Annotated in this window: 21 protein-coding genes and 1 other RNA gene; 9 read left to right on the top strand and 13 right to left on the bottom strand. The window is 65.8% G+C overall.

Annotated features, from left to right (window positions below; genetic code table 11):
• The first annotated feature begins 4 nt into the window (after positions 1-4).
• Positions 5-1,399 (top strand): aromatic ring-hydroxylating oxygenase subunit alpha, encoded by a 1,395-nt coding sequence (locus tag A5688_RS21235; RefSeq protein ID WP_067910576.1) that lies wholly within the window; start codon positions 5-7, stop codon positions 1,397-1,399.
• A 127-nt stretch (positions 1,400-1,526) separates the two neighbouring features.
• Here the strand turns inward: A5688_RS21235 and ssrA are convergent.
• The 10 genes from ssrA to prfB form a co-directional block, all read right to left on the bottom strand.
• Positions 1,527-1,894, bottom strand: a transfer-messenger RNA (tmRNA) gene (gene ssrA, locus A5688_RS21230).
• A 133-nt stretch (positions 1,895-2,027) separates the two neighbouring features.
• Positions 2,028-2,990, bottom strand: coding sequence for a hypothetical protein (locus tag A5688_RS21225; RefSeq protein WP_067830714.1), 963 nt, complete (start codon positions 2,988-2,990; stop codon positions 2,028-2,030).
• A 166-nt stretch (positions 2,991-3,156) separates the two neighbouring features.
• Complete coding sequence (locus tag A5688_RS21220) at positions 3,157-4,002, bottom strand: maleylpyruvate isomerase family mycothiol-dependent enzyme (RefSeq protein WP_067910416.1); 846 nt, start codon at positions 4,000-4,002, stop codon at positions 3,157-3,159.
• Between the two features lie 53 nt (positions 4,003-4,055).
• Positions 4,056-4,898, bottom strand: coding sequence for a DMT family transporter (locus tag A5688_RS21215; RefSeq protein WP_120312574.1), 843 nt, complete (start codon positions 4,896-4,898; stop codon positions 4,056-4,058).
• Positions 4,895-5,404: an SsrA-binding protein SmpB gene (gene smpB / locus A5688_RS21210; RefSeq protein ID WP_065052255.1), complete on the bottom strand. Its 510-nt coding sequence runs from the start codon at positions 5,402-5,404 to the stop codon at positions 4,895-4,897. Before smpB ends, A5688_RS21215 begins: the two co-directional genes overlap by 4 nt.
• Positions 5,405-5,406: 2 nt before the next feature.
• Positions 5,407-6,300: a permease-like cell division protein FtsX gene (gene ftsX, locus A5688_RS21205; RefSeq protein WP_067830720.1), complete on the bottom strand. Its 894-nt coding sequence runs from the start codon at positions 6,298-6,300 to the stop codon at positions 5,407-5,409.
• Entirely contained in the window at positions 6,301-6,990 is a 690-nt protein-coding gene (ftsE, locus tag A5688_RS21200; protein WP_007772842.1) for a cell division ATP-binding protein FtsE, read from the bottom strand.
• Between the two features lie 43 nt (positions 6,991-7,033).
• Positions 7,034-7,525 (bottom strand): hypothetical protein, encoded by a 492-nt coding sequence (locus A5688_RS21195; protein ID WP_067910421.1) that lies wholly within the window; start codon positions 7,523-7,525, stop codon positions 7,034-7,036.
• On the bottom strand, positions 7,522-8,508 hold the full coding sequence (locus A5688_RS21190; RefSeq protein ID WP_242660274.1) for a mechanosensitive ion channel family protein: 987 nt from the start codon (positions 8,506-8,508) through the stop codon (positions 7,522-7,524). Before A5688_RS21190 ends, A5688_RS21195 begins: the two co-directional genes overlap by 4 nt.
• Positions 8,498-9,619 (bottom strand): peptide chain release factor 2, encoded by a 1,122-nt coding sequence (prfB, locus tag A5688_RS21185; protein WP_067830728.1) that lies wholly within the window; start codon positions 9,617-9,619, stop codon positions 8,498-8,500. The genes A5688_RS21190 and prfB overlap by 11 nt, the downstream gene beginning before the upstream one ends.
• 171 nt (positions 9,620-9,790) lie before the next feature.
• Here prfB and A5688_RS21180 point away from each other — a divergent pair, with 171 nt between their 5' ends.
• Entirely contained in the window at positions 9,791-11,152 is a 1,362-nt protein-coding gene (locus tag A5688_RS21180; protein WP_067830732.1) for an FAD-dependent oxidoreductase, read from the top strand.
• Between the two features lie 72 nt (positions 11,153-11,224).
• A complete protein-coding gene (locus A5688_RS21175) occupies positions 11,225-11,656 on the top strand; it encodes a pyridoxamine 5'-phosphate oxidase family protein (protein ID WP_067830735.1) in 432 nt (143 codons plus the stop codon).
• Here A5688_RS21175 and A5688_RS21170 read toward each other — a convergent pair.
• Together A5688_RS21170 and A5688_RS21165 are read right to left on the bottom strand one after the other, a co-directional pair.
• Entirely contained in the window at positions 11,598-12,071 is a 474-nt protein-coding gene (locus tag A5688_RS21170) for a group III truncated hemoglobin (protein WP_067830745.1), read from the bottom strand. The genes A5688_RS21175 and A5688_RS21170 overlap by 59 nt on opposite strands.
• A gap of 193 nt (positions 12,072-12,264) precedes the next feature.
• A complete protein-coding gene (locus A5688_RS21165) occupies positions 12,265-13,062 on the bottom strand; it encodes a universal stress protein (RefSeq protein ID WP_067910427.1) in 798 nt (265 codons plus the stop codon).
• 258 nt (positions 13,063-13,320) lie between these two features.
• On the opposite strand from A5688_RS21165, the gene A5688_RS21160 reads away from it, so the two are divergent.
• From A5688_RS21160 to A5688_RS21140, 5 genes are all read left to right on the top strand, one after another.
• A complete protein-coding gene (locus tag A5688_RS21160; protein WP_067910429.1) occupies positions 13,321-15,651 on the top strand; it encodes a nitric-oxide reductase large subunit in 2,331 nt (776 codons plus the stop codon).
• 3 nt (positions 15,652-15,654) lie between these two features.
• Entirely contained in the window at positions 15,655-16,281 is a 627-nt protein-coding gene (locus A5688_RS21155) for a hypothetical protein (RefSeq protein WP_067830754.1), read from the top strand.
• Positions 16,278-17,075: a slipin family protein gene (locus A5688_RS21150; protein WP_067830757.1), complete on the top strand. Its 798-nt coding sequence runs from the start codon at positions 16,278-16,280 to the stop codon at positions 17,073-17,075. Before A5688_RS21155 ends, A5688_RS21150 begins: the two co-directional genes overlap by 4 nt.
• A gap of 508 nt (positions 17,076-17,583) precedes the next feature.
• The gene (locus A5688_RS21145) at positions 17,584-18,768 is read left to right on the top strand and encodes a PPE family protein (protein ID WP_067910432.1); all 1,185 of its coding nucleotides are present in this window, start codon (positions 17,584-17,586) and stop codon (positions 18,766-18,768) included.
• 92 nt (positions 18,769-18,860) lie between these two features.
• Positions 18,861-19,949 carry a PPE family protein gene (locus tag A5688_RS21140; RefSeq protein WP_067910434.1) on the top strand — a complete coding sequence of 363 codons (1,089 nt, stop codon included), beginning with the start codon at positions 18,861-18,863 and terminating at the stop codon, positions 19,947-19,949.
• Positions 19,950-19,956: 7 nt separating this feature from the next.
• Here the strand turns inward: A5688_RS21140 and A5688_RS21135 are convergent, their stop codons facing one another.
• Positions 19,957-20,319, bottom strand: a complete 363-nt coding sequence (locus A5688_RS21135; protein WP_120312578.1) for a hypothetical protein — start codon at positions 20,317-20,319, stop codon at positions 19,957-19,959.
• Between the two features lie 53 nt (positions 20,320-20,372).
• Between A5688_RS21135 and hisN the strand changes: the two genes are divergently transcribed.
• On the top strand, positions 20,373-21,161 hold the full coding sequence (gene hisN, locus A5688_RS21130; RefSeq protein ID WP_067830776.1) for a histidinol-phosphatase: 789 nt from the start codon (positions 20,373-20,375) through the stop codon (positions 21,159-21,161).
• Positions 21,162-21,229: the final 68 nt, after the last annotated feature.

The raw sequence follows: 21,229 nt of genomic DNA, 5'->3' as shown, positions 1-21,229 counted from the left end.
GATCATGACCGAGCTTGCCACCGAGCGGGTGCCCAAGAAGTATGCCTGCGGTGAGACGTTCGTGCCGAAGAGTAGGTACATCGATCCCGAGTTCCTGCAACTCGAATTGGATCGATTATTCACCCAAGTTTGGCAGCCTGCGTGTCGCGAAGAGGAAATCCCCTCCCCCGGTTGTTATTACGAGTACACGATCGGCCGGCAATCCATCGCCGTGGTGCGTCAGAAGGATGGCGGGATCAAGGCGTTTCACAACGCTTGTGCCCACCGTGGGATGAAAATCGTCCAGGGCAGCGGATGTTCGCAGGACAAGGAGTTGCGCTGTGGGTTTCACGGCTGGCGCTATGGCTTAGACGGGCGGTCATCCTTCGTTCCATGCCGCGACGAATTCGCCTCCCGCCCAAGGGAGCAATGGAGCCTACGCCCGGTCGCCGTTGATAACTGGGGCGGTTGGGTGTTTGTCAGCATGTCGAAAGATCCGCCTGATCTGCTCGAATGGCTGGACCCGCTGCCGACCGCGCTGGCGCCATTCCGGTTGCAGGACATGCGCTACCGCTGGCGCAAGCGCACCTTCCTGCCGGCCAACTGGAAGACGGTTGTCGACGCGTTCATCGAGGGCTACCACACCCCCGGCACCCACCCGCAAACGATGCGATCCGCAGAGGGCCCGCGGCCATCGGCAGCGCCCGCTGCCCCGCAGGAGTACGTCTACGCCCCGTACACCCCCACGATCACATACAAAAACCACTCTCGGTTCGTGTACACCCAGCGCCCCGAACATGCCAGCCGCGACAGCGCGCGCCAGGAACTGGCGGCACGACCGGAGGTATTCGCAAATTCGATGCAATACCAATACCTTGAGGTCGGCTCACTGGTCACCGAACGCGACTCCCGGGCCGCGCAAAAGCTGGCGACCCAGGAGCCAAGCGAAGTCCCGCCGTTCGTGCTCTATCACCAACTGTGTGAGGAACTCGCACGGGCGGAAGGCGTCGACTTTCCGCAGATGTCCATGGAGCAGTACTTCGCGGGTAACGGCGACTGGCACGTGTTTCCCACGATGGTCATCCTGGTCGAGAAATCGTGCCTGCTCGGATACCGCATGCTGCCCGACGCCGAAGACCCGAATCGGTGCACGTTCGAAATGTTCTCGTTGGAGCATTTCGCACCCCGGGAGGTTCCCCAAACACAGTGGCAAGTGTTCGAGCGGTGGCAGGATCACGACGCCTGGGGCGAGTTGCCGTCGCAGGACTTGAAGAATATCGGAGCCATTCACGCTGGCATGCATTCGGCGGGCTTCGACGGGCTGTGGCTGAACACCGCCCAGGAGATGTCGATCCGGAACGAGCACGCGATCGCCGACAGGTACCTGTTCGGTTCTGTCGATGAGAATGACGGCCGCTGAAAGGTAAGCAGCGTCGCTCTCCGGACAGAGGCCGTTCCCTACACCAGTCGACCGTTTGGGTCGGTGATGCGAGGTTGAAAAGAAAAGAAAACTGGCCAGAGCTGAAAGGCTCTGACCAGCACATTCTCAGTGGAGCTGCCGGGAATCGAACCCGGGTCCTACGGCATTCCCTCAAGACTTCTCCGTGCGCAGTTCGCTATGCCTCTACTCGGATCTCCTGGTCACGCGAACAAGCCAGGATGACGATCCCAGTCGCTGTTGGTGTCCCGATAAGTCCCGCGACCGGACTCATCGGTGGATCCCTCTAGCTGACGCCAGGGTCCGGGTCGAGGGCTTTCCCGGTCTGACGGACTAGCTGTCGCTTAGGCAGCGAGAGCGTAGTCGCGCTGATGTGAATCGGCGCTTATCTGTTTGCAACGACGCTTACGGTGGTCAGTTGCCTGCACCGGCACGCTTCCCTTGATTCGATGCGCGAAGTCGAAACCTTTCAGCCCCTCGCACCCCGCCGACTTTCGGCAGGAATATCAATGGTACCTGCCTATCAACCAGCGGCAACGCAAATATGTTCCGGCTGGGACGCCGAATCCCCCGGCGCCTGACACCGGGGGATTCGGTCGCAGTCGGATCGCTAGTTGATGCCGACCACCTCTTGGGCGATGGCAGCAATACGGGTTTGCGCCGCCGAGACAACGCCTTGCCGGTTTTTGTGCGCCTCCTCGTAGGCGATGACAACCCGCACGTCGTCGGGAGTGGTGAGATCCTTGATCGCGGCCACCGCCTCGCTGACATTGAGTTCGTCATAGTTACCGATGGGCAACTCGGACTCATCCAGGACACCGACCGCGGCGCGACCGGAGTGCAAGGCGTCGGCGGCCCGGTCCGCCCCTTCGGAGCGGGTGACCCGTTCCGCGGCCCGCAAAGCGGCGCTCTGTGACGCGGACAGCGCCTTCGCGGCGATCTCGCCGGCGTTGCCACCGCGCTTGACCAGGTCGTTGATCGCCGGACCGGTGGAACGCAGCGCATCCACGGCCCGGTCCACCCCACGGGCGGACCAGGTAACCGGCAGGTTGACCAGCTTCACCGCGGTGCCGGCGGCCATCTGGATCGGGGTCCGGCGAAGCGCCGCCGGTCCGCCCAGCGCATCCTCGGCGAGCACGGTGGTCAGCCAGTCAACGGTCGCCGCGTGAGCGGTGATCAGGCGGTCGGCGAGATCGACGATGTCCTGGCGCTTTGCGGCGACGGCCAGCGCCTTGGTGTAGCGAGCCCGGTCCAGCAGCTGGTCTTCGAGCGCGAGGTCACCCAGCAGCGCCTCGTCGAAGGGTTCGGCCTGCTCGGTCAGCGCTTTGACCGCCGCGGCGGCGCGGCCCAGGAAGGGACCGATCACGTCGGGGTAACCCCCCAGGTCTCGTATCGCCGATTCGATCGCTTCGGCCCGCGCACGGCCGTTTCCGGCGTTCTGGGAAAGCTCGCGGCGCACCGCCTCGGTGCGCGCCTGGACGACGCGGGTCTCCGCGATTTGGATCTCGGTGTTGGTCAGGTCGAGCAGCGTGCGCAGTTGCGCGAGCAGTCTCGAGGTATCGGGTGCAGTCATTTTGTATGGCCCTCCTGGCGTTGACGATGGGTCGGCGCAAGGCGCGCTCCCTTGCCGCCTACCCGTTCACCGGCCCCCAAGACACCTTCGATGCCCAGGTGTGACATATCTCGCTTTGTTTACTCCGTCACGGCCCAGAGATTGCCGAGTGAAACGAAAAATCTTGTCAGATAACGAAATTGAGGCGCTCGACGATCTGCGCGGCGACCTCTTCATCGCCGCCGAACTCGATGTCCTGCGAGCGGGCGGGACACATCGGGCGGCCACCGGCGAGCCGGGTGAACTGCAGCCCGTCGAGCCGGAGGGTCGCGGTGGGCTCCTGACCACCGAAGTCGTCGACCACCGCGGCCCGGCCGTCGACGCCGACCCGGATGGTGCGGGCCAGCGGACCGGTGAGCTCGAACTGGACGCGTGAACCGTCGGGCGCCTTGGCCAGCTTGCCCACCACGTAGCCCATGGTGCCGGCGATCTCGTCGACGGCGAGCGAGGCCGCGGGGCCGGCGAGCTCGTCGTCGGACGGCGGCCGCCCCAACGCCACTCGAATGTCTTGCTCGTGCATCCAGCAGTCGAACACCCGGATCCGCATGAACCGGCCATAGGAGTCCGGCCCACTGGGTGTCATCGTCACGGCGTCCCACTCGTCGCCGGACATGTTCGTGAGCGCTTCGCGCCGATCGGTGGTGATCGCCCGGAAGCTTTCCAGCACGTCGGCGTCGGCGTGCGTGCTCAGATGGCGAACCCAGCACTCGTTCATCACGCCGATGTCGTTACGCACGTGCTCCAGCGCCGAGACGTCGATATCGGGCTGGGGTGCGGCGATGCCGGCGAGGAACGACTCGGTGCCGATGATGTGCGCCACCAAGGCTTTGACGTCCCAGCCCGGCAAGGGACTCGCCGCCCGCCACTGCGCTTCGGACAGCCCGCCCAACAGCGCGTCGATGTCGTCCCACACCGCGAAGAGACCGGAGAGGACGGCGGGCTTGTCGAGTTTGGTGACGGGGCGATCGGCCATGCTCAGGATCGTAGGCCGATGCTTCCCCGTCAACAGAAGCGGCACCACACCCGTCAGGCTGAGGCGATCATCGCCACGGATCCCATGGCGAGCACCATGCCGATGCCCTGAAGTCGGGTCACCCGCTCGCGCAGCACGACCATCGCCAGCACGACCGTCGCGGCCGGATAAAGGGAAATCAAGATGCTGGCCAGCGACAGCAGCCAGGTGTGCAGCGCCGCGAGCATGGTGATGTTGGCGAAAATGTCCAGCACCGCAACGGCCACGGCCAATTTGAGCGGCCGCCCCCGCGGCATCGCCAGGTTCTGGCTGGATTTCGCCATCGCGAACACCACGAGGCTGGCCGCCACCCGGGCGAAGAACAGCGGCCACAGTTTGCACACGTGCGGCGCTTGGTGCAGGAACACCAGGTTCAGCCCCATCGCCGAGCCCGCAACCACTGTGAGCCAGGCCACTTTTGGAGTGAACCGGTACGGGGTCCCCTCGACGGGAGCCTCGCGGCTGACCAGCATCACCGCCGCCAGCGCCAGCACGACGCCCACCAGGGCCGCTTGGCCGGGCCGCTCCCCCAGCGCCATGCCGACCGCGACGGGCACCGCGGCGTTGAGCACCGCGGCCAGTGGTGAGACAACAGAAATGGGCCCGGAGCCGAGCGCCGCGAAGAACGCCCACATGCCGAACGCCATGCCGATGCCGTACAGGGCACCCCAGATGACGGCACCGAGATGGATGGGGCCGCCGACGAAGAGGGCCATCACGCCCACCAGCAGCGTCTCGATCGGGTAGGCGACGAGCATCACGCGCAGCGCGGCCACCCGCCGAGCTGCGACGCCGCCCACGAAATCGCTGACGCCGTACGTAACGGCCGACAGCTGGGCGTATGCCGCCCCGATCAGGTCATGCCCTTTGCTCGGCGCCCCATTTCCCGGACCACTTCGCGCTGTGCGTCGCGCTGCGCCATGTCCTGGCGCTTGTCGTAAGCCCTTTTACCGCGCGCCAAGGCCAGTTCCACCTTGACCTTGCCCTCGGAGAAATACAATGACAGCGGCATCAAGGCGAGGTTACCATCCCGTATCTTGCCGACCAGCCTGTCAATTTGTTGCCTATGTAACAACAACTTTCGGTTGCGACGCGGCTCATGATTGGTCCAGCTACCGTGCTGATACTCCGGAATGTACAAGTTACGCAACCACACTTCGCCGTCGTCGATCGTTGCGAACGCGTCAGCTAACGACGCTTGGCCCAGGCGAAGGCTTTTGACCTCGGTGCCCTGCAAAGACACTCCGGCCTCGAACAACTCGATGATCGAATAGTTATGCCGCGCTTTGCGATTGGTGGCAATCACCTGTTTGCTGCCACCTTTGCCGCCCGCCGCCTTGGCTCGGCCGGATCCCTTGGCCACAGCTACCGCCGTATATAGAGGCGCAAGGTCGCGTACCCCGTCATTGCCGCCATCGACACGCCGAGCAGGAACAGCCACGGCGAGATATAGAGGATGTCGGCGTAGTCGACCTTGGCGATCAGATGTGCTTGATAGAACTGGCTCAGCGCGTTGTCCAGGAACAATGCCCGAACCAACATGAGTCCGACGACGGCGATGGCCACCCCGATGGACGCGGCCAGCATCGCCTCCACCAAGAAGGGCAGCTGGGTGTACCACCGGCTGGCACCCACCAGCCGCATGATCCCGATCTCCGTGCGCCGGGTGTACGCCGCGACCTGCACCATGTTGGCAATCAACAGGATCGCCCCGACGGCCTGCACCAGCGCGACGGCGAACGCCGCATCGCGCAAGCCGTCCAGCACGGCGAACAACCGGTCGATGAGGTCCTTTTCGTTGAGGATGCTGCGCACCCCGGGCTGGCCCTGCATCGCGGCGTCGAACTCGGCGTGCTGTTCGGGGTTGTTCAGTTTGACGATGAACGACGCGGGAAACGAGTCCTTACCCGCCACATCCTTGAATTCCGGGAACTTCTTGATGGCGTCGTTGTAGGCGTCCTGCCGGTTGACGAAGCGCACCGATTTGACGTCTTGGCGCGCATCGATCTTGTCGCGCAACCCCTTACACGGCGCCGACGTGCATGTCGTGTCGTTGGCCGAGATGTCGTCGGTCAGGAACACCTGCGTCTCGACGCGGTCGAGATAGATCTCGCGCGAGTTGTCGGCCAGCCGGACCACCAGCAGACCGCCGCCGAACAACCCGATGGAGATCGCCGTCGTCAGGATCATCGCGGCCGTCATCGTGACGTTGCGCCGGAGCCCGGTAAGGACCTCGTTGAGTAGGAAGCCGAAGCGCACTTAGCGGTCCATCCCGTAGATGCCGCGCTGCTCGTCGCGAACCAGCCTGCCCAACGACAATTCGACGACGCGCTGGCGCATCGAGTCGACGATGTGGTGATCGTGCGTCGCCATCAGCACCGTCGTCCCCGTGCGGTTGATCCGCTCCAACAAATCCATGATGTCCTTACTGGTATCTGGGTCGAGGTTGCCCGTCGGCTCGTCCGCCAGCAGGACCAGCGGCCGGTTGACGAACGCGCGGGCGATCGCCACCCGCTGCTGCTCGCCACCGGACAATTCGTGGGGCAACCGATTGGCTTTGCCGGACAGGCCGACGGTTTCCAGCACTTCCGGCACCACCCGGTTGATCGCGTCGGTTCGTTTGCCGATCACTTCGAGCGCGAACGCGACGTTCTCGTAGACGGTCTTTTGCTGCAACAGGCGAAAGTCCTGGAAGACGCAGCCGATGACCTGGCGCAGCTTCGGGACGTGACGACCGCGCAGCTTGTTGACGTGGAACTTCGACACCCGGACGTCACCGCTGGTCGGGTTCTCCGCGCCGAGCAGCAGCCGCATGAACGTGGACTTGCCCGACCCCGACGGGCCGATCAGGAAGACGAATTCACCCTTGTCGATCTTGACGTTGACGTCCTCCAGCGCCGGACGGGCCGACGCTTTGTACTTCTTACTGACATGGTCCAGGGTGATCATCACGGCACGCCAGTGTAGCGGTGAATTTCGCTGGCAGGCGAAGTCAACTGGCCGGTGGCGGCGAAGTCGGCGTCGGGCCGGGCCCCGGCTGCGGTTGCTGCGACGGCGGTGTGGCCGGGCTCGAGCTGGGCGGGCAGAACGGCTGCGGCAGGATGCACGGCAGCTGAGGCAGCTGGAACGGCGGTGTCGTGGTCGTGGTCGTCGTCACCGGCGGCGGCGGTGGCGGTGGCGGGGGCGGCGGTGTGCTCGTCGGAGTGGGCGTATAGGTGACGGTCGGCGGCGCCTGCACGCGGCTGCGCGGCACCCACGTGTAGTTGGGGTCGGGCACGAAGCCCGGCGGCACAATTTGCTGCGCCGGCGGCTTGGCCGGCGGTTCGGGGCGGTAGGTGTCGTAGACCCACCACGCGGCGAAGAACGCGATGAGCAGCACGAGTGTCGACGTGCGCATCCGCCCGCCGAACACGTACTTCGGCCAGCGATGCTCCGCATCCGTGTCGTCGCCGCGCTTCTCGAGGATGTTCAGGGTGAACTTCAACGCTTCTGCACCGCACCTTGGACTTCATCGTCGGACTGCTGCTCGGCGGCCTGGGCGGCCGGCACGGAGGGGTCTTCGACCAGGCCCACCGTCGCGTCGGCCGCGGTCACGATCCCGACGCGGGCCAGCGCCCGGATGACCAGCACGCGCAGCTGCCTGCCGACCTCGAACTGCTTGCCGGGCAGGGTGCGAGCCACCAGACGCAGAGTGACGGTGTCGACCGCGATGCTCTCCACACCCATCACGGTGGGGGCATCCAACAGCAGATCCCCGAGGACGGGGTTGTCCATTGCGCGGTCGCATTCCTGATGCAAGACCTCGTTGACCCGGTTGAGGTCGGCGCTGGTCGACACCGGGATGTCCACCACCGCGCGCGCCCAGTCCTTCGACAGGTTGACCACCTTGACGATCTGCCCGTTTGGAATGGTCAACACTTCGCCATCCGCGGACCGCAGTCGGGTCACCCGCAATGTCACGTTCTCGACGGTGCCGCTGGCCTCCGTCGCGGAAACCACGGTGATGGTGACCAGATCTCCGAAGCCGTACTGGCGCTCCACCAGGATGAAGAAGCCCGCCAACAGATCTCGCACCAGCTGCTGGGCGCCGAAACCCAGCGCCGCACCGACCACGGTGGCCGGCGCGACCAAGCCGCCCACCGAGAACTGCAGCACGTCGGCGATCTGCATCATGACCCAGATGCCGATGATCACGATCGACACCCAGGAGATGACCGACGCCAGGGCCTGCCGGTGTTTGGAAGCTTCCGAGCGCACCAGCGCGTCGCTTTCGGCGAAACCCAAATTGAGTTGATGGGTCACCTGCTGCGCAACCCAGTTGACGAACCGGGCCGCCAGCACCGCCGCGATCAGGACCATGACGATCCGCAGACCACGGGTGATGATCCACTCGCCGAGTTCGCCCCGCCAGAAGTCGTGCCAGCGGTGCGTCATCGATGCGGCGAGAAAACTTGTGTTATTCGTCATCTTTTCGGTTGCGCCAACGGATTCCCGCTTCCAGGAATCCGTCGATGTCTCCATCCAGGACGGCCGCAGGATTGCCAACCTCGTACTCGGTCCGCAGATCCTTGACCATCTGATAGGGCTGCAGAACGTAGGAGCGCATCTGGTTGCCCCACGAACTGCCACCTTCGCCTTTTAACGCGTCAAGCTCAGCGCGCTCTTCGGAACGCTTGCGCTCCAACAACTTTGCCTGAAGCACCCGCATCGCCGAAATCTTGTTCTGCAACTGCGATTTTTCGTTCTGGCAAGTCACGACGATACCCGTTGGGATATGGGTTAAGCGTACCGCAGAGTCGGTGGTGTTCACCGACTGGCCTCCAGGGCCACTCGAGCGGTAAACGTCAACGCGCACATCACCTTCCGGTATATCGATGTGGTCGGTGGTCTCCACCACCGGGAGTACCTCGACTTCGGCGAACGATGTCTGACGCCGGCTCTGGTTGTCAAACGGGCTGATTCGCACCAGCCGGTGGGTGCCCTGCTCGACGGACAGCGTGCCGTATGCGAAGGGCGCGTGCACGGCGAACGTCGCGCTCTTGATGCCCGCCTCTTCGGCGTAGGACGTGTCGAACACCTCGACGGGATACTTGTGCTGCTCGGCCCACCGGATGTACATCCGCATCAGCATCTCGGCCCAGTCGGCGGCGTCCACCCCGCCCGCCCCGGACCGGATCGTGACCAGCGCCTCGCGTTCGTCGTACTCGCCCGAGAGCAGGGTGCGCACCTCGGTGGCTTCGATGTCCGCACGCAGCGCCTTCAGCTCCGCGTCGGCCTCGGCCAGCGCTTCCGTTTTGCTGGCCGCATCTCCTCCCTCCTCGGCCGCCAGCTCGTAGAGCACCGGCAGATCATCCAGGCGGCCCCGAAGCTCCTCGACCCGGCGCAGCTCGCCCTGAGCGTGAGACAACTCACTGGTCACCCGCTGCGCCCGAGCCTGGTCGTCCCACAATTGGGGATCCGATGCCTCGTGTTCGAGCTTCTCGATGCGGGTGCGCAGACCGTCCACATCGAGCACCCGCTCCACCGTGGTCAGGGTGGCGTCGAGGGCGGCGATATCGGCTTGACGGTCGGGTTCCACAGCCGACAACGTTACCCGGGGCCCGCCGACCGACTTTGCTCGCAGCGAGTGTCCAGGTCACGACCAGCGGTCATGCGTTTAGCATCGAGTCACGATCATGTGCGCCCCGCTCTGCGCGCCGGCCTGTTTAGGAACCCCCCGGCGCTATCGGGCACGAATAGAAGGTCGAGTATGCGCCCTTACCACGTTGCAATCGTCGGCTCCGGCCCGTCCGGTTTCTTCGCCGCGTCGTCCTTGCTGAAGGCGGCCGACGGGTCCGAGGACTTCGATGTCGCCGTCGACATGCTGGAAATGCTGCCCACCCCCTGGGGACTGGTGCGCTCCGGCGTCGCGCCCGACCACCCGAAGATCAAGTCGATCAGCAAACAGTTCGAGAAGACGTCCCAGGATCCGCGCTTCCGTTTCTTCGGCAACATCTCGGTCGGCGAACACGTGCAGTCCAGCGAGCTGGCCGAACGCTATGACGCCGTCGTCTACGCGGTCGGGGCACAATCCGACCGCTCGCTCAACATCCCCGGTGAGGACCTGCCGGGCAGCATCGCCGCCGTCGATTTCGTGGGCTGGTACAACGCGCACCCCAACTTCGAGGAGGCCACGCCCGACCTCTCGGGCGCCCGGGCCGTGGTCGTCGGCAACGGCAACGTCGCCCTCGACGTGGCACGCATCCTGGTCACCGACCCCGACGTGCTGGGACTGACCGACATCGCCGATCACGCGCTGGAGTCGCTGCGTCCGTGCGGCGTCGACGAGGTGGTCGTCATCGGTCGGCGCGGGCCACTGCAGACCGCGTTCACCACCCTGGAGCTCCGCGAGCTGGGCGAGCTGGACAACGTCGACGTGATCGTCGACCCGGCCCAGCTGGAGGGCGTCAGCGACGAGGATGCCGCGGCGGCCGGCAAGACGGCGAAGCAGAACATCAACGTGCTGCGCGACTACGCGAAGCGCGATCCGCGCCCCGGACACCGTCGCATCGTGCTCCGCTTCATGACCTCCCCGATCGAGATCAAGGGCGACCAGAGGGTGGAAGGGATCGTGCTCGGCCGCAACGAGCTGGTCACCGACGACAACGGGCGGGTGTCGGCCAATGACACCGGCGAACGCGAGGAGCTGCCGGTCCAGCTGGTGGTGCGCTCGGTCGGTTACCGTGGCGTGCCAACCCCCGGGTTGCCGTTCGACGAGAAGACCGCGACGATCCCCAACAGCGGCGGCCGGGTCGAAGGCAGCCGCAATGAGTACGTGGTCGGGTGGATCAAGCGCGGACCGACCGGTGTCATCGGTACCAATAAGAAGGACTCCCAGGACACCGTGGACACCCTGCTCGCGGATTTGTCCGGCGCCGGCGGTCTGGCGGATTTTCCGGACGACCACGCCGACCGGCTGGCCGACTGGCTGGCGTCGCGCCAGCCCCAGCTGGTCACCTCGGCGCACTGGGAGCTCATCGACGCCCATGAGCGAGCGGCCGGCGAACCGCACGGACGTCCCCGCGTCAAGCTGCCGAGTTTGGCCAAGTTGCTACGGGTCAGCCACGGCTGATCGCCGATCTCGGCGGTGCAGGGGATACGAAGGCTCTACTCAACGACGCCGATTCTACGTAGCGTTGAGCGGGTGGGTAGCGACCAACCGGTAACCGTGCTTTCCGAGAATGAGAACTGGGATCTGTTGGGCAGCGTCGCGCTGGGCCGGCTGGTCACCAACTTCGCCGGTGAGCCCGAAATCTTTCCCGTCAACTTCGTCGTGCAAGACCACACCGTGCTGTTTCGCACCGCCGAGGGCACCAAATTGTTCTCGGCCGTGGCGCATCACGCGGTGGTCTTCGAGGTCGACGACCACAACCTGGTCGAAGGCTGGAGCGTGATCGTGCGCGGTCGGGCGCGATTGCTGAAGAACGACGCGGACATCCAGCACGCAGAACGCGCACAGTTGTTGCCGTGGACTGCGACGCTCAAGCCGCACTACGTGCGGATTACCCCGACCGAAATCACCGGCCGCCGCTTCCGGTTCGGTCCGGAGCCTGACCGTCACGAGCCGGTTGCGTGACGAGGAGCTCGGGCGCGTCGACACCGGTCAGGCGCCGGTGCATGGCCCACGCGATGCGGCCGGCCTGAACCTTCGCCCGATCGGCCGCCGGCCCGCGGTACATCTCGTCAACGGTGTTGTGCCACAGGCTGAGCCAGCGCCGGAAGTGGCGATCCGACAGCGGGGCACGCCGGTGAATATCCCGGTGCGCCTGCAACGCACTGCCGCGATAGAGCCCCGCGCGGAACAGCACGGTCTCCCAGAAGTCGCACATCGTCGGGACGTGGGTCTCCAACCCGTCGGCTCGCAGCTCGGCGAACGGCTCCGCCAGGACCTCGTCGTCCAGCGCGCGACCGTAGAAACGGCGCAGTAACGCCTCCACGTCGGCGCGGCCGATCAGGTCTGCGCTTGCCTCGGCCGTGGTCGACTGGCTCATCGTCAATGCCCCCGATCTATCTGCAACTCAGAGTAACATTAATAGGTCTGGCGTCTCCACAACAGAGCCATAAGTCCCTTGACAGGCTGCACCAACCGGCGCACACGGACGAAAATTCCCCGTGCCGCCGACTTCGACTTCGATTCTGTTGCGCGACGGTATGTTTCAGGCCACCACGCCGGCTCTGACCGGGCTACAGATTGCCGCAACGTATCGCGAGCACGGAATGGCCCGCGTGGCACAGGGCCTCGGCCCGGGAGTGGTCGGTGACCAGCAGGCGGTCCGCTTCATGGCGGGCACGCAGGTACCGGTCCACGCCGCCGGCCACGATCGCCGGTACCACCTGCACGTCGGGATACAACCGCATCCACCGCGCCAGTCGGCGGTCCAATTGCGCTCGCGCCGAGAACTTTTCAGGGCTTCCTTCCTGAGCGTCCGCCACCCGGGATACCGACACGGCTTGCACTGCCGCCCCCCTCAGTCTCGCTTCATCGAACGCATGCCGCAGTACCGTGCCGTTGTCCACTTCCACCACTACGCCGCTGACCCGCGGCGCCGTCAGACGGCCCGCCGACTGTTGGATCACCGCGACCGGGCACAGCGCCGAGCGGACCAAGGAGGTCGCAACGGACGGTCCGCCATGGCAGGCGTGGTCGATTCCGATCTGCCCGATGCAGATCATGAGCGCCGACCTTGATTCCTCGAGCAGCTTGGAAACCGTTTTGCCCCAAAGGATGTCGGTCTCGACCTTGACCGGCTCGCCGACGGCGTCCACGGCCCGATGCGCGTCGGCCAACGCGGCTCGGGCGACGGCGAGTCGAGTACCGACGGCACGCGCTCCCGAACCATCGCGAGGATCGATGACATACACCAGCCGCAGCGGAATGTCGCGGTTGACCGCCTCCTCGACCGCCCAGACGGCCGCATGTATCGCCGCCCTGGATCCGTCAACCCCTACCAGAATTGCGGGAGCTGGATACCTGTTGCTCATCACGACTTCCCTGTTCGAGCGTGAAAGGGTGCCCGTTACACCGTTGCACCGTGAGGCTATCGCCGTAAACCTCACTCCCCCAGAGACATTGGTCCCCAAATAGGTGCCATTGGACCCTACGGTTCACGAAAACCGCGAAATTCGGTGTTGCCATCGCGATGTCAGCGACCGAATACTAGGTGCGGACGAAAACTAGGTGTATTTGACATGCGAGACAGCGGGCACCACCACCCACCACCTGGACGGGAGACCTCGCGCATGACCGCTCAACCGACACCCACCCAGCCCTCATCGTCACAGCCCCTCATCGGAAAAGGTTGGATCCAGGGCGTCGCCCTGGTCATGATCTTCGGCTTTTTGGTGATGGGCATCCTGGCCTACCGCACGTATTCGGCTTCGATGCCCATGCCGGACAAGGTCGTCAGCGAATCGGGCCAGCTTCTGTTCACCGGCCAGGACATCACCCGAGGTCAGGAGCTCTATCAGGCCCGCGGACTGATGGAATACGGTTCGGTGCTCGGCCATGGCGCTTACCTCGGTCCCGACTACACCGCCGAATATCTGCGGACCGCCACACAGGATGTCTCCGGTCAGCTCCGGTCGCAGGGTGTCACCGATCCACGCGAGCGGGTGGTCACGGAGTTCCGCACCAACCGCTACAACCCCGCCACCAAGACGTTGGTGTTCACCGATCGGCAGGCAGTGGCGTTCGACCACATCCAGAGCCAGTACGCCGCTTACTTCGGTGAGAACTCGACGAAATACGGCGTACTGCCGCACATGATCACCGACAAGGCACAGATCCGTGACCTCACGGCGTTCTTCGCCTGGACGGCCTGGGCCGCCGCCGCCGAACGCCCCGGCCACAAGTACACCTACACCAACAACTGGCCGGCGGAGCCGCGAGTCGACAACGGTCCCACCGCGGCGGTGATCGTCTGGTCGGCGCTGTCGCTGATCGCACTGCTCGGCGGCATCGGGGTCATGTTCGCGGTATACGGCCGGTGGAGCCAGAAGGTCGGCTGGCACAGCGCCGAGTCGTCCACCCTGTCCTTCCGCCAACCCGGCGAGGTGAGCCTGACGCCGGCGCAGCGCGCCTGCATCTGGTTCTTCGCGATCGTGTCGGTGCTGTTCCTGGCGCAGACGCTGCTGGGTGCCGCGGCCGAACACTACCGGGCCGATCTGTCGAACTTCTTCGGGCTGGACTTGGCCCGCGTACTGCCCTACAACCTGGCCCGCACCTGGCATCTACAGCTGTCGCTGTTCTGGACGGCGGCGGCCTTCCTGGCCGGCGGCATCTTCTTGGTGCCGTTCATCGCCCGCCGCGAGCCCAGGCGCCAGGCGTTGCTCGCGTACGTGCTGCTCGGCGCGGTCGCCGTGGTGGTGTTCGGGTCGCTGATCTGCGAGGCGCTGTCCATCTACGGCGTGATCCCGGCGGGTGGGCTGTTCTCTCAGCAATGGGAGTACCTCGACCTGCCGCGCCTGTGGCAGATCCTGCTGATCATCGGCATGTTCGTGTGGATTGCCATCATCTGGCGAGGCCTGCGCGGCAGGCTCAAGGGTGAGTCGAAGATGAACATGCCCTGGCTGTTCTTCTTCTCCGGACTGGCCATCCCGGGCTTTTACGCCGTCGGCCTGCTGGCCGGCAGCGACGCCCACTACACCGTGGCCGACTTCTGGCGGTTCTGGGTGGTGCACCTGTGGGTCGAGGACTTCCTCGAGCTGTTCACCACCGTGATGGTGGCTTACATGTTCGTGTTGCTCGGCGTGGTGCGCGAGCGGATCGCGCTGGGCGTGATCTTCCTCGACGTCATCCTGTATTCCGCCGGCGGTGTCATCGGCACCATGCATCACCTGTACTTTTCCGGGACGCCGGTTGAGCACATGGCTTTGGGCGCGTTCTTCTCGGCCGCCGAGGTCATCCCGCTGACCTTCCTGACCGTCGAGGCGTGGGCGTTCCTGCAGCTCGGAGCGCGCCAGCAATCCGGCGACGCCAACCCGTTCCCGCACCGCTGGGCGGTCATGTTCCTGGTCGCGGTGGGATTCTGGAACTTCCTGGGGGCGGGCATCTTTGGCTTCCTGATCAACCTCCCGGTGGTGTCCTATTACCAGATCGGCACCGCACTGACCGCCAACCACGCGCATGCGGCGATGATGGGCGTGTACGGCATGCTCGCGGTGGGCCTGGCCATGTTCGCCTTCCGCTACGTGATCCCACCCGACAAGTGGCCCGAGAAGTTGGCGCGAATCTCCTTCTGGTGCATGAACATCGGGCTGGCCTGGATGGTGTTCGCCACGTTGCTGCCGCTGGGCGTGTTACAGCTCTACCACTCGGTCAACGACGGCTACTTCGAAGCGCGGTCGCTGGGCTACATCACCCGGCCCGGCAACGCCGTCCTGGAATGGCTCCGGTTACCGGGTGACGTCATCCTGATCGTCGGTGGTGTAGTGCCGTTCGTCTGGATCGCCTGGACCGCGCTGCGTCATTTCCGGTCGGGTACGACGGTCGAGGAACTGCCCGAAAGTCCGCTGTACACCCACGCCCCGACCGAGCCGGAGCCGGGCGCGGCAGTGCCGGCGAAGGATTGACCGGTGACTGCGCCGAGCACCTCGGTGTGGATGATCGCCGGGTATTCCCTGGCCTTGCTGGTCGTCGGCTGGAGTTTCGACGCGATGGCCCGGCGGGCTTCGGCGCATGCGGCACGCTGGCGCACAGGACAATTCACCTACCGGCCCGACCATGATGCATGGATCTGTCCGCAGGATCATTGGCTGTGGCCGACCTCGTTCGATCCGAAACATCGGGTCACGCGGTATCGCGCATTGCCGGTGGTCTGCAACAGCTGCCCCGTCAAATCGGGCTGCACGGCCTCCGAGCACGGCCGTGAGATAAGCCGCGAGGTCGACCCCTGGCCGCATTCGGACGCCGGGCGGTTTCACCGCGGGATCGCCTGCTGCGTGGCGGCATTGGGAATCATCTTACCGCTGGCCACGTTGATCGCCGACCACTCGGCCGCCGACGCGCTGGTGCTGGCGGCCACGGTGCTGTTGGTCGCGGTTCTCGGAGCGCCGCTGGCCCGCCACCTGTGGAACACTCCGTCCAACGCGCCCGAGCACCTGCCGCACCGCACCGCGATCGAAGACCAGGTGGCCGCCGCAATCGACCGGTACTCCACGCGTTGGGGCGGTTGGAAGAGCAAGGAGGACAACACCACATGACTGCCGTTGTGATCGGCCTGATCTGCGCCGGGATTGTCCTGCTCGTGGTGCTCGCGACGTGGTCGCTGGCCGTGCTGCGCGAGTACGAACGCGGAGTTGTGTTCCGGATGGGACACGCACGCCCCCTCTACGGTCCCGGATTGCGTTTTCTGATTCCGCTGCTGGACAAGATGATTCGGGTTGATCAGCGCCTGGTGACGCTGACCATTCCGCCGCAGGAGGTGATCACCCGGGACAACGTGCCGGCGCGCGTCAACGCCGTCGTGATGTTTCAGGTGATGGATCCGCTGAAAGCGATTCTGGCGGTGGAGAACTACGCGGTGGCGACGTCGCAGATCGCTCAGACGACGCTGCGTTCGCTGCTGGGCCGGGCGGACCTGGACACGCTGCTGGCGCATCGTGAGGACCTCAACAGCGATCTGCGCACGATCATCGAGAAGCAGACCGAGCCGTGGGGTGTGCAGGTGCGCGTCGTGGAGATCAAGGACGTCGAAATCCCGGAGTCGATGCAGCGGGCGATGGCCCGCGAGGCCGAAGCCGAGCGCGAACGCCGGGCGAAGGTCATCAACGCTCGTGGGGAGCTGCAGGCATCCGAGGAGCTGCGCGAAGCCGCGGAAACCCTGTCGAAGAGTCCGGCCTCACTGCAGCTGCGCTACCTGCAGACGCTGCTGGAGTTGGGGGCGGATCAGAATTCGACCGTCGTCTTCCCGCTGCCGGTCGACATCATCACCCCGTTCCTGCGGCATCCCGAGGTGCTGCAGGGTGTGGTCGACAACCTCAATCATCGCGGGTGACCGCGAGCGCACACGTTCACGTATTTGCCCCAGGCCGTCGGTCCGGGGCCGCCCGGCGTCGGCGGACGGCAGGCACTTCGCCGCGATCGCCAGACACCAAGACCTCCAAATACTTTCGTTGTTAGACAGGCGTAAATTACGGCCGGCAGTTGGTTAACGCGAGATGAACATCAGGTGAATGCACACTAAATTCTGCCTGGTCCGCTCCGTGAAATACGCAAAACCCCGCAGGCATCGGCCGCACCTGCGACTTTTGAAGGGCCCGAGAACCGAAGGTCTTTTGTAATGCCCTGCGCGCACGCTCCGCCAACCCGATAAGCGCAACGCTGCCCGCCAGACGGCAGCAACGCGACCGCACCGGGCTGCCCTTTCACCCAACGCGGGGTGAGCTTTGCTGGTCTGCGAAGCGGATCCGGGAGCGGCCCACATTCGAGAACCACGCCGATGCGGCGAGCGCCGGCGCCAGTGGCGTTTGCCCGAATTCGCACTACGAGGGGATGTATCACACATGGATTGGGCTTTTCTTCCACCAGAAATCAACTCCACCCGGATGTACACCGGCCCCGGGCTGGCCTCGCTGTTGGCCGCCGCGGGAAGCTGGGACGCGGTGTCGGCCGAGCTGGCCTCCACCGCCGAGTCGTACGAATCGGTGCTTGCGGGTCTGGACCTGCAATGGCGCGGCCCCGCCGCCGCGTCGATGGCGTCCGCGGCCGCCCGCTACATGGGCTGGCTGCAGGCGGCCGCGGAACAGACGAAGCAGACGGCCATGCAGGCGCGGACCGCCGCGGCGGCCTACGAGCAGGCGTACGCGATGACGGTGCCCCCACCGGTCATCGCCGCCAACCGCACCCTGTTGGCCTCGTTGGTGGCGACGAACATCGTGGGCCAGAACACCGCGGCCATCGCCGATACCGAGGCGCAGTACGCCGATTTCTGGGCACAGGACGCCGCCGCGATGGCCGGCTACTCCGTGTCGTCGACGGCGGCGACGACGCAGTTGCCCCGGTTCGCCACCGCGAACAAGACCACCAACGAGTCCGGCGTGAGCGCCCAGAACGCCGCCGTGGCCACGGCCAACACCAACGCGGGCGTGACTAAGGCTGCGGCGCAGACGTTTTCGCCGTTGTCGACGTCGCAACTGCAGACCACAGCGGGCAACACCTACAACATCTCCGGCGACTACTACGACCTTTCGACGGCTGCCTCGGCCAATGGCAACGCCTTCCGGGTCCTTGACGCCATCCAGGGGACGGGCCTGGGCTTCAGCGCTCCCTACAACATGGAGCAGTTCGTGTCCGGAATCATCGGGGCCGAAAACAATTTGGGCATTCTCGCCAAGCCCGGGGCGGCCGCGGCCAATCTCGCCCCCGCGCTCGCGGCGCCGACGCTGCGCGGCGCCACATCGGGCCTCGGCGGGGGCCTGGGCAACGTCACCGCGACCCTCTCGCACGCCGGCACGATCGGGCCGATGTCGGTGCCCGCGAGCTGGGCCGCACCCACCAGCACCCACATCTCGCCGCTGGAACCCGCCGGCTTCACCACGCTGCCGGGGACCGAGGAGCCGATGGCGTCCGGGTATCCCGGCTACCCCGGCATGCCCGGCGGCGGTGCCGCGCGATCCGCGGGCGCGGGTGTCCCGCCCCGCTACGGCGTGCGGCTCACCGTGATGCCCCGCCCGCCAGCCGCCGGGTGACGTGCCGGTAATCCGCCAACTGCCGTCGGCCACAAGCGAAATCGTTCGCCGCGAGCAGTCTCGTTTTACGCAGCTTGTAGAGCTGTAGGACCATGGATTTCGGCTTTCTTCCGCCGGAGGTGAACTCCGGCCGGATGTACGCAGGCCCCGGGTCGGGCTCGCTGCTGGCCGCCGCGGGAAGCTGGGACGCGCTCTCGGCCGAGTTGGGCGTCACGGCCGCGGTCTACGAATCGGTGCTGTCCGGCCTGACGGGCCTGTATTGGCAGGGGGCGACGTCCCAAGCGATGGCGGCCAGCGCAGCGCCCTACGCGGCGTGGCTGTATGCGACCGCCGAACGTGCACAGCAGACCGCCATGCAGGCTCGGGCGGCCGCGGCGGCCTACGAACTGGCGCATGCCATGACCGTGCCCCCACCCGTGGTCGCGGCCAACCGCACCCAGTTGGCGATGCTGGTGGCAACGAACTTCTTCGGCCAGAACACCGCGGCCATCGCGGCCACCGAGGCCCAGTACGCCGAATACTGGGCGCAGGACGCCGCCGCAATGTACAGCTACTCCGCCAGTTCGGCTGCGGCGGTGCAGTTTTCGCCATTTTCCCCGCCGCGCCAAACCACCAACGCGAACGGCGTGCTGGCCCAGCAGGCAGCCGTCGCGCAAGCCGACGCCAGCAGCGCCGGGTCGAACTCGGGCTCGCAGGTGGCTTCCTCCGCACCCGGTTCGTCGTCGCAGTTGTTCCGGATCTTTGACACCATCCAGGGGGCTTCGACCGCGTTCAGGGCCATCTTCACGACGGAGGGGATCCCTTCCGGAATCATTCAGGCGGACAAGAACTTGGGCATCTTGCCGAACCTCGCGGCGGTTCCGGCCGCAATCCCCAAGGCGCCTGCGCTCAGCGGCGCCACATCGGGGCTGGGCAACGTCAACGCGGTGCTCGCCCGCGCCGGGCGGATCGGCCCCATGTCGGTGCCCGCCGGCTGGGCCAGCGCGACCGGCAACTCCGTTTCGGCATTGCCGGGCGGCTGCCTGTCCGACTTGGCGGCGACCGAAGCGGTCGCCGCAACCGGGTCCGGGACGCCCGGCATCCCCGGGATCCCGGGCGGGACGGTCCGGCGGGCAACGCTTGTGGTCCCGCGCTACGGCAGGCGGATCACGGTGATGACGCGCCCGCCCGCGGCCGGTTGATGCGCGCTTAGCCCGCGGGGGGCGGCGGCTGCGGCGATTCAGGTGGCGCGGGCGGCGACTCAGGCGGACCCGGCGGCGCCGGCGGTACCGCGGGAGCGAATCTCCAATTGTCTGGATTCTTCGGCGAATACACCACCGGAAACAGCTGGCCGATGGTCGGCCACTGGTTCACGTCGACGGCCATGCGCTGATACACCGCGTGTTCGTTGACGGTGGGCCCATTGATCACGCCGGCGATGGTGACGAACTGCTCGCCGGTGGCGTCGGGGCGGGGGCTGATTCCGGTCACCAGCAGCGTGCCGCTCAGCAGCTCGCCGCGCGGGCCCCGCGGAACGAACCGCTGGACGAGAAATACGGCCAATACGGCCATCAACAGGAGCAGCAGACCGAATTCCCACACGACGCCATGGTAGGACTGCTCACATGGGTCACGACGATCTGGCGCTGGCACTGACACTCGCCGACCGCGCAGACACGCTGACTTCCGCCCGATTCGGTGCGCTGGACCTGCGCGTCGACACCAAACCCGACCTGACACCGGTGACCGACGCCGATCGCGCGGTCGAGACCGAGCTGCGCGAGGTACTCGCGCGCGAACGGCCGGACGACAGCATCGTCGGCGAAGAGTTCGGCGGCGACACCACGTTCACCGGACGACAGTGGATCATCGACCCGATCGACGGCACCAAGAACTTCGTCCGCGGGGTGCCGGTGTGGGCCAGTCTGATCGCGTTGCTGCAAGACGGGGTCCCCGTCGTCGGCGCCGTCAGCGCCCCGGCGTTGCAGCGCCGGTGGTGGGCCGCGCACGGTCAGGGCGCCTTCGTGGCGGTCAACGGTGCGCCCGCCCGGCGACTCTCGGTTTCCTCGGTGGCACAACTCAATTCGGCCAGCCTTTCGTTCTCCAGCTTGTCGGGATGGGCACAGCTCGGCGTGCGGGACCGATTCATCGCGCTGACCGACGAGGTGTGGCGGGTGCGTGCATTCGGCGACTTTCTGTCCTATTGCCTCCTCGCCGAAGGGGCCGTCGACATCGCCGCCGAACCGGAAGTGTCGGTATGGGACCTCGCGGCGCTCGACATCCTGGTGCGCGAAGCCGGTGGGACGCTGACGGCGTTGGACGGCACACCGGGGCCGCACCGCGGCAGCGCCGTGGCCACCAATGGCCTGCTGCAGCAGCAGGTGCTCGGCCGCCTCGCGGCTGGCCCCGTGTGAATTAGTTAACAAGTGTCCTCTCCGATCTTACTCCGGAGTAAGATCGGAGATATCCGCATTGCCCAACG

It is taken from the genome of Mycobacterium mantenii, assembly GCF_001667865.1.
Lineage (GTDB): Bacteria > Actinomycetota > Actinomycetes > Mycobacteriales > Mycobacteriaceae > Mycobacterium > Mycobacterium mantenii_A.
Note: the sequence above shows the minus strand (reverse complement) of the source record. Positions and strands in the feature narration are given on the sequence as shown.

Coding starts and splice junctions, on each gene's coding strand:
- hisN (WP_067830776.1), top strand. CDS start 20,373: ATGGGTCACGACGATCTGGCGCTGGCACTGACACTCGCCGACCGCGCA.
- A5688_RS21220 (WP_067910416.1), bottom strand. CDS start 4,002: ATGGCCGATCGCCCCGTCACCAAACTCGACAAGCCCGCCGTCCTCTCC.
- A5688_RS21235 (WP_067910576.1), top strand. CDS start 5: ATGACCGAGCTTGCCACCGAGCGGGTGCCCAAGAAGTATGCCTGCGGT.
- A5688_RS21160 (WP_067910429.1), top strand. CDS start 13,321: ATGACCGCTCAACCGACACCCACCCAGCCCTCATCGTCACAGCCCCTC.
- A5688_RS21225 (WP_067830714.1), bottom strand. CDS start 2,990: ATGACTGCACCCGATACCTCGAGACTGCTCGCGCAACTGCGCACGCTG.
- A5688_RS21135 (WP_120312578.1), bottom strand. CDS start 20,319: ATGGCCGTATTGGCCGTATTTCTCGTCCAGCGGTTCGTTCCGCGGGGC.
- A5688_RS21145 (WP_067910432.1), top strand. CDS start 17,584: ATGGATTGGGCTTTTCTTCCACCAGAAATCAACTCCACCCGGATGTAC.
- A5688_RS21180 (WP_067830732.1), top strand. CDS start 9,791: ATGCGCCCTTACCACGTTGCAATCGTCGGCTCCGGCCCGTCCGGTTTC.
- ftsE (WP_007772842.1), bottom strand. CDS start 6,990: ATGATCACCCTGGACCATGTCAGTAAGAAGTACAAAGCGTCGGCCCGT.
- A5688_RS21170 (WP_067830745.1), bottom strand. CDS start 12,071: ATGAGCCAGTCGACCACGGCCGAGGCAAGCGCAGACCTGATCGGCCGC.
- A5688_RS21150 (WP_067830757.1), top strand. CDS start 16,278: ATGACTGCCGTTGTGATCGGCCTGATCTGCGCCGGGATTGTCCTGCTC.
- A5688_RS21165 (WP_067910427.1), bottom strand. CDS start 13,062: ATGAGCAACAGGTATCCAGCTCCCGCAATTCTGGTAGGGGTTGACGGA.
- A5688_RS21140 (WP_067910434.1), top strand. CDS start 18,861: ATGGATTTCGGCTTTCTTCCGCCGGAGGTGAACTCCGGCCGGATGTAC.
- A5688_RS21190 (WP_242660274.1), bottom strand. CDS start 8,508: ATGACGAATAACACAAGTTTTCTCGCCGCATCGATGACGCACCGCTGG.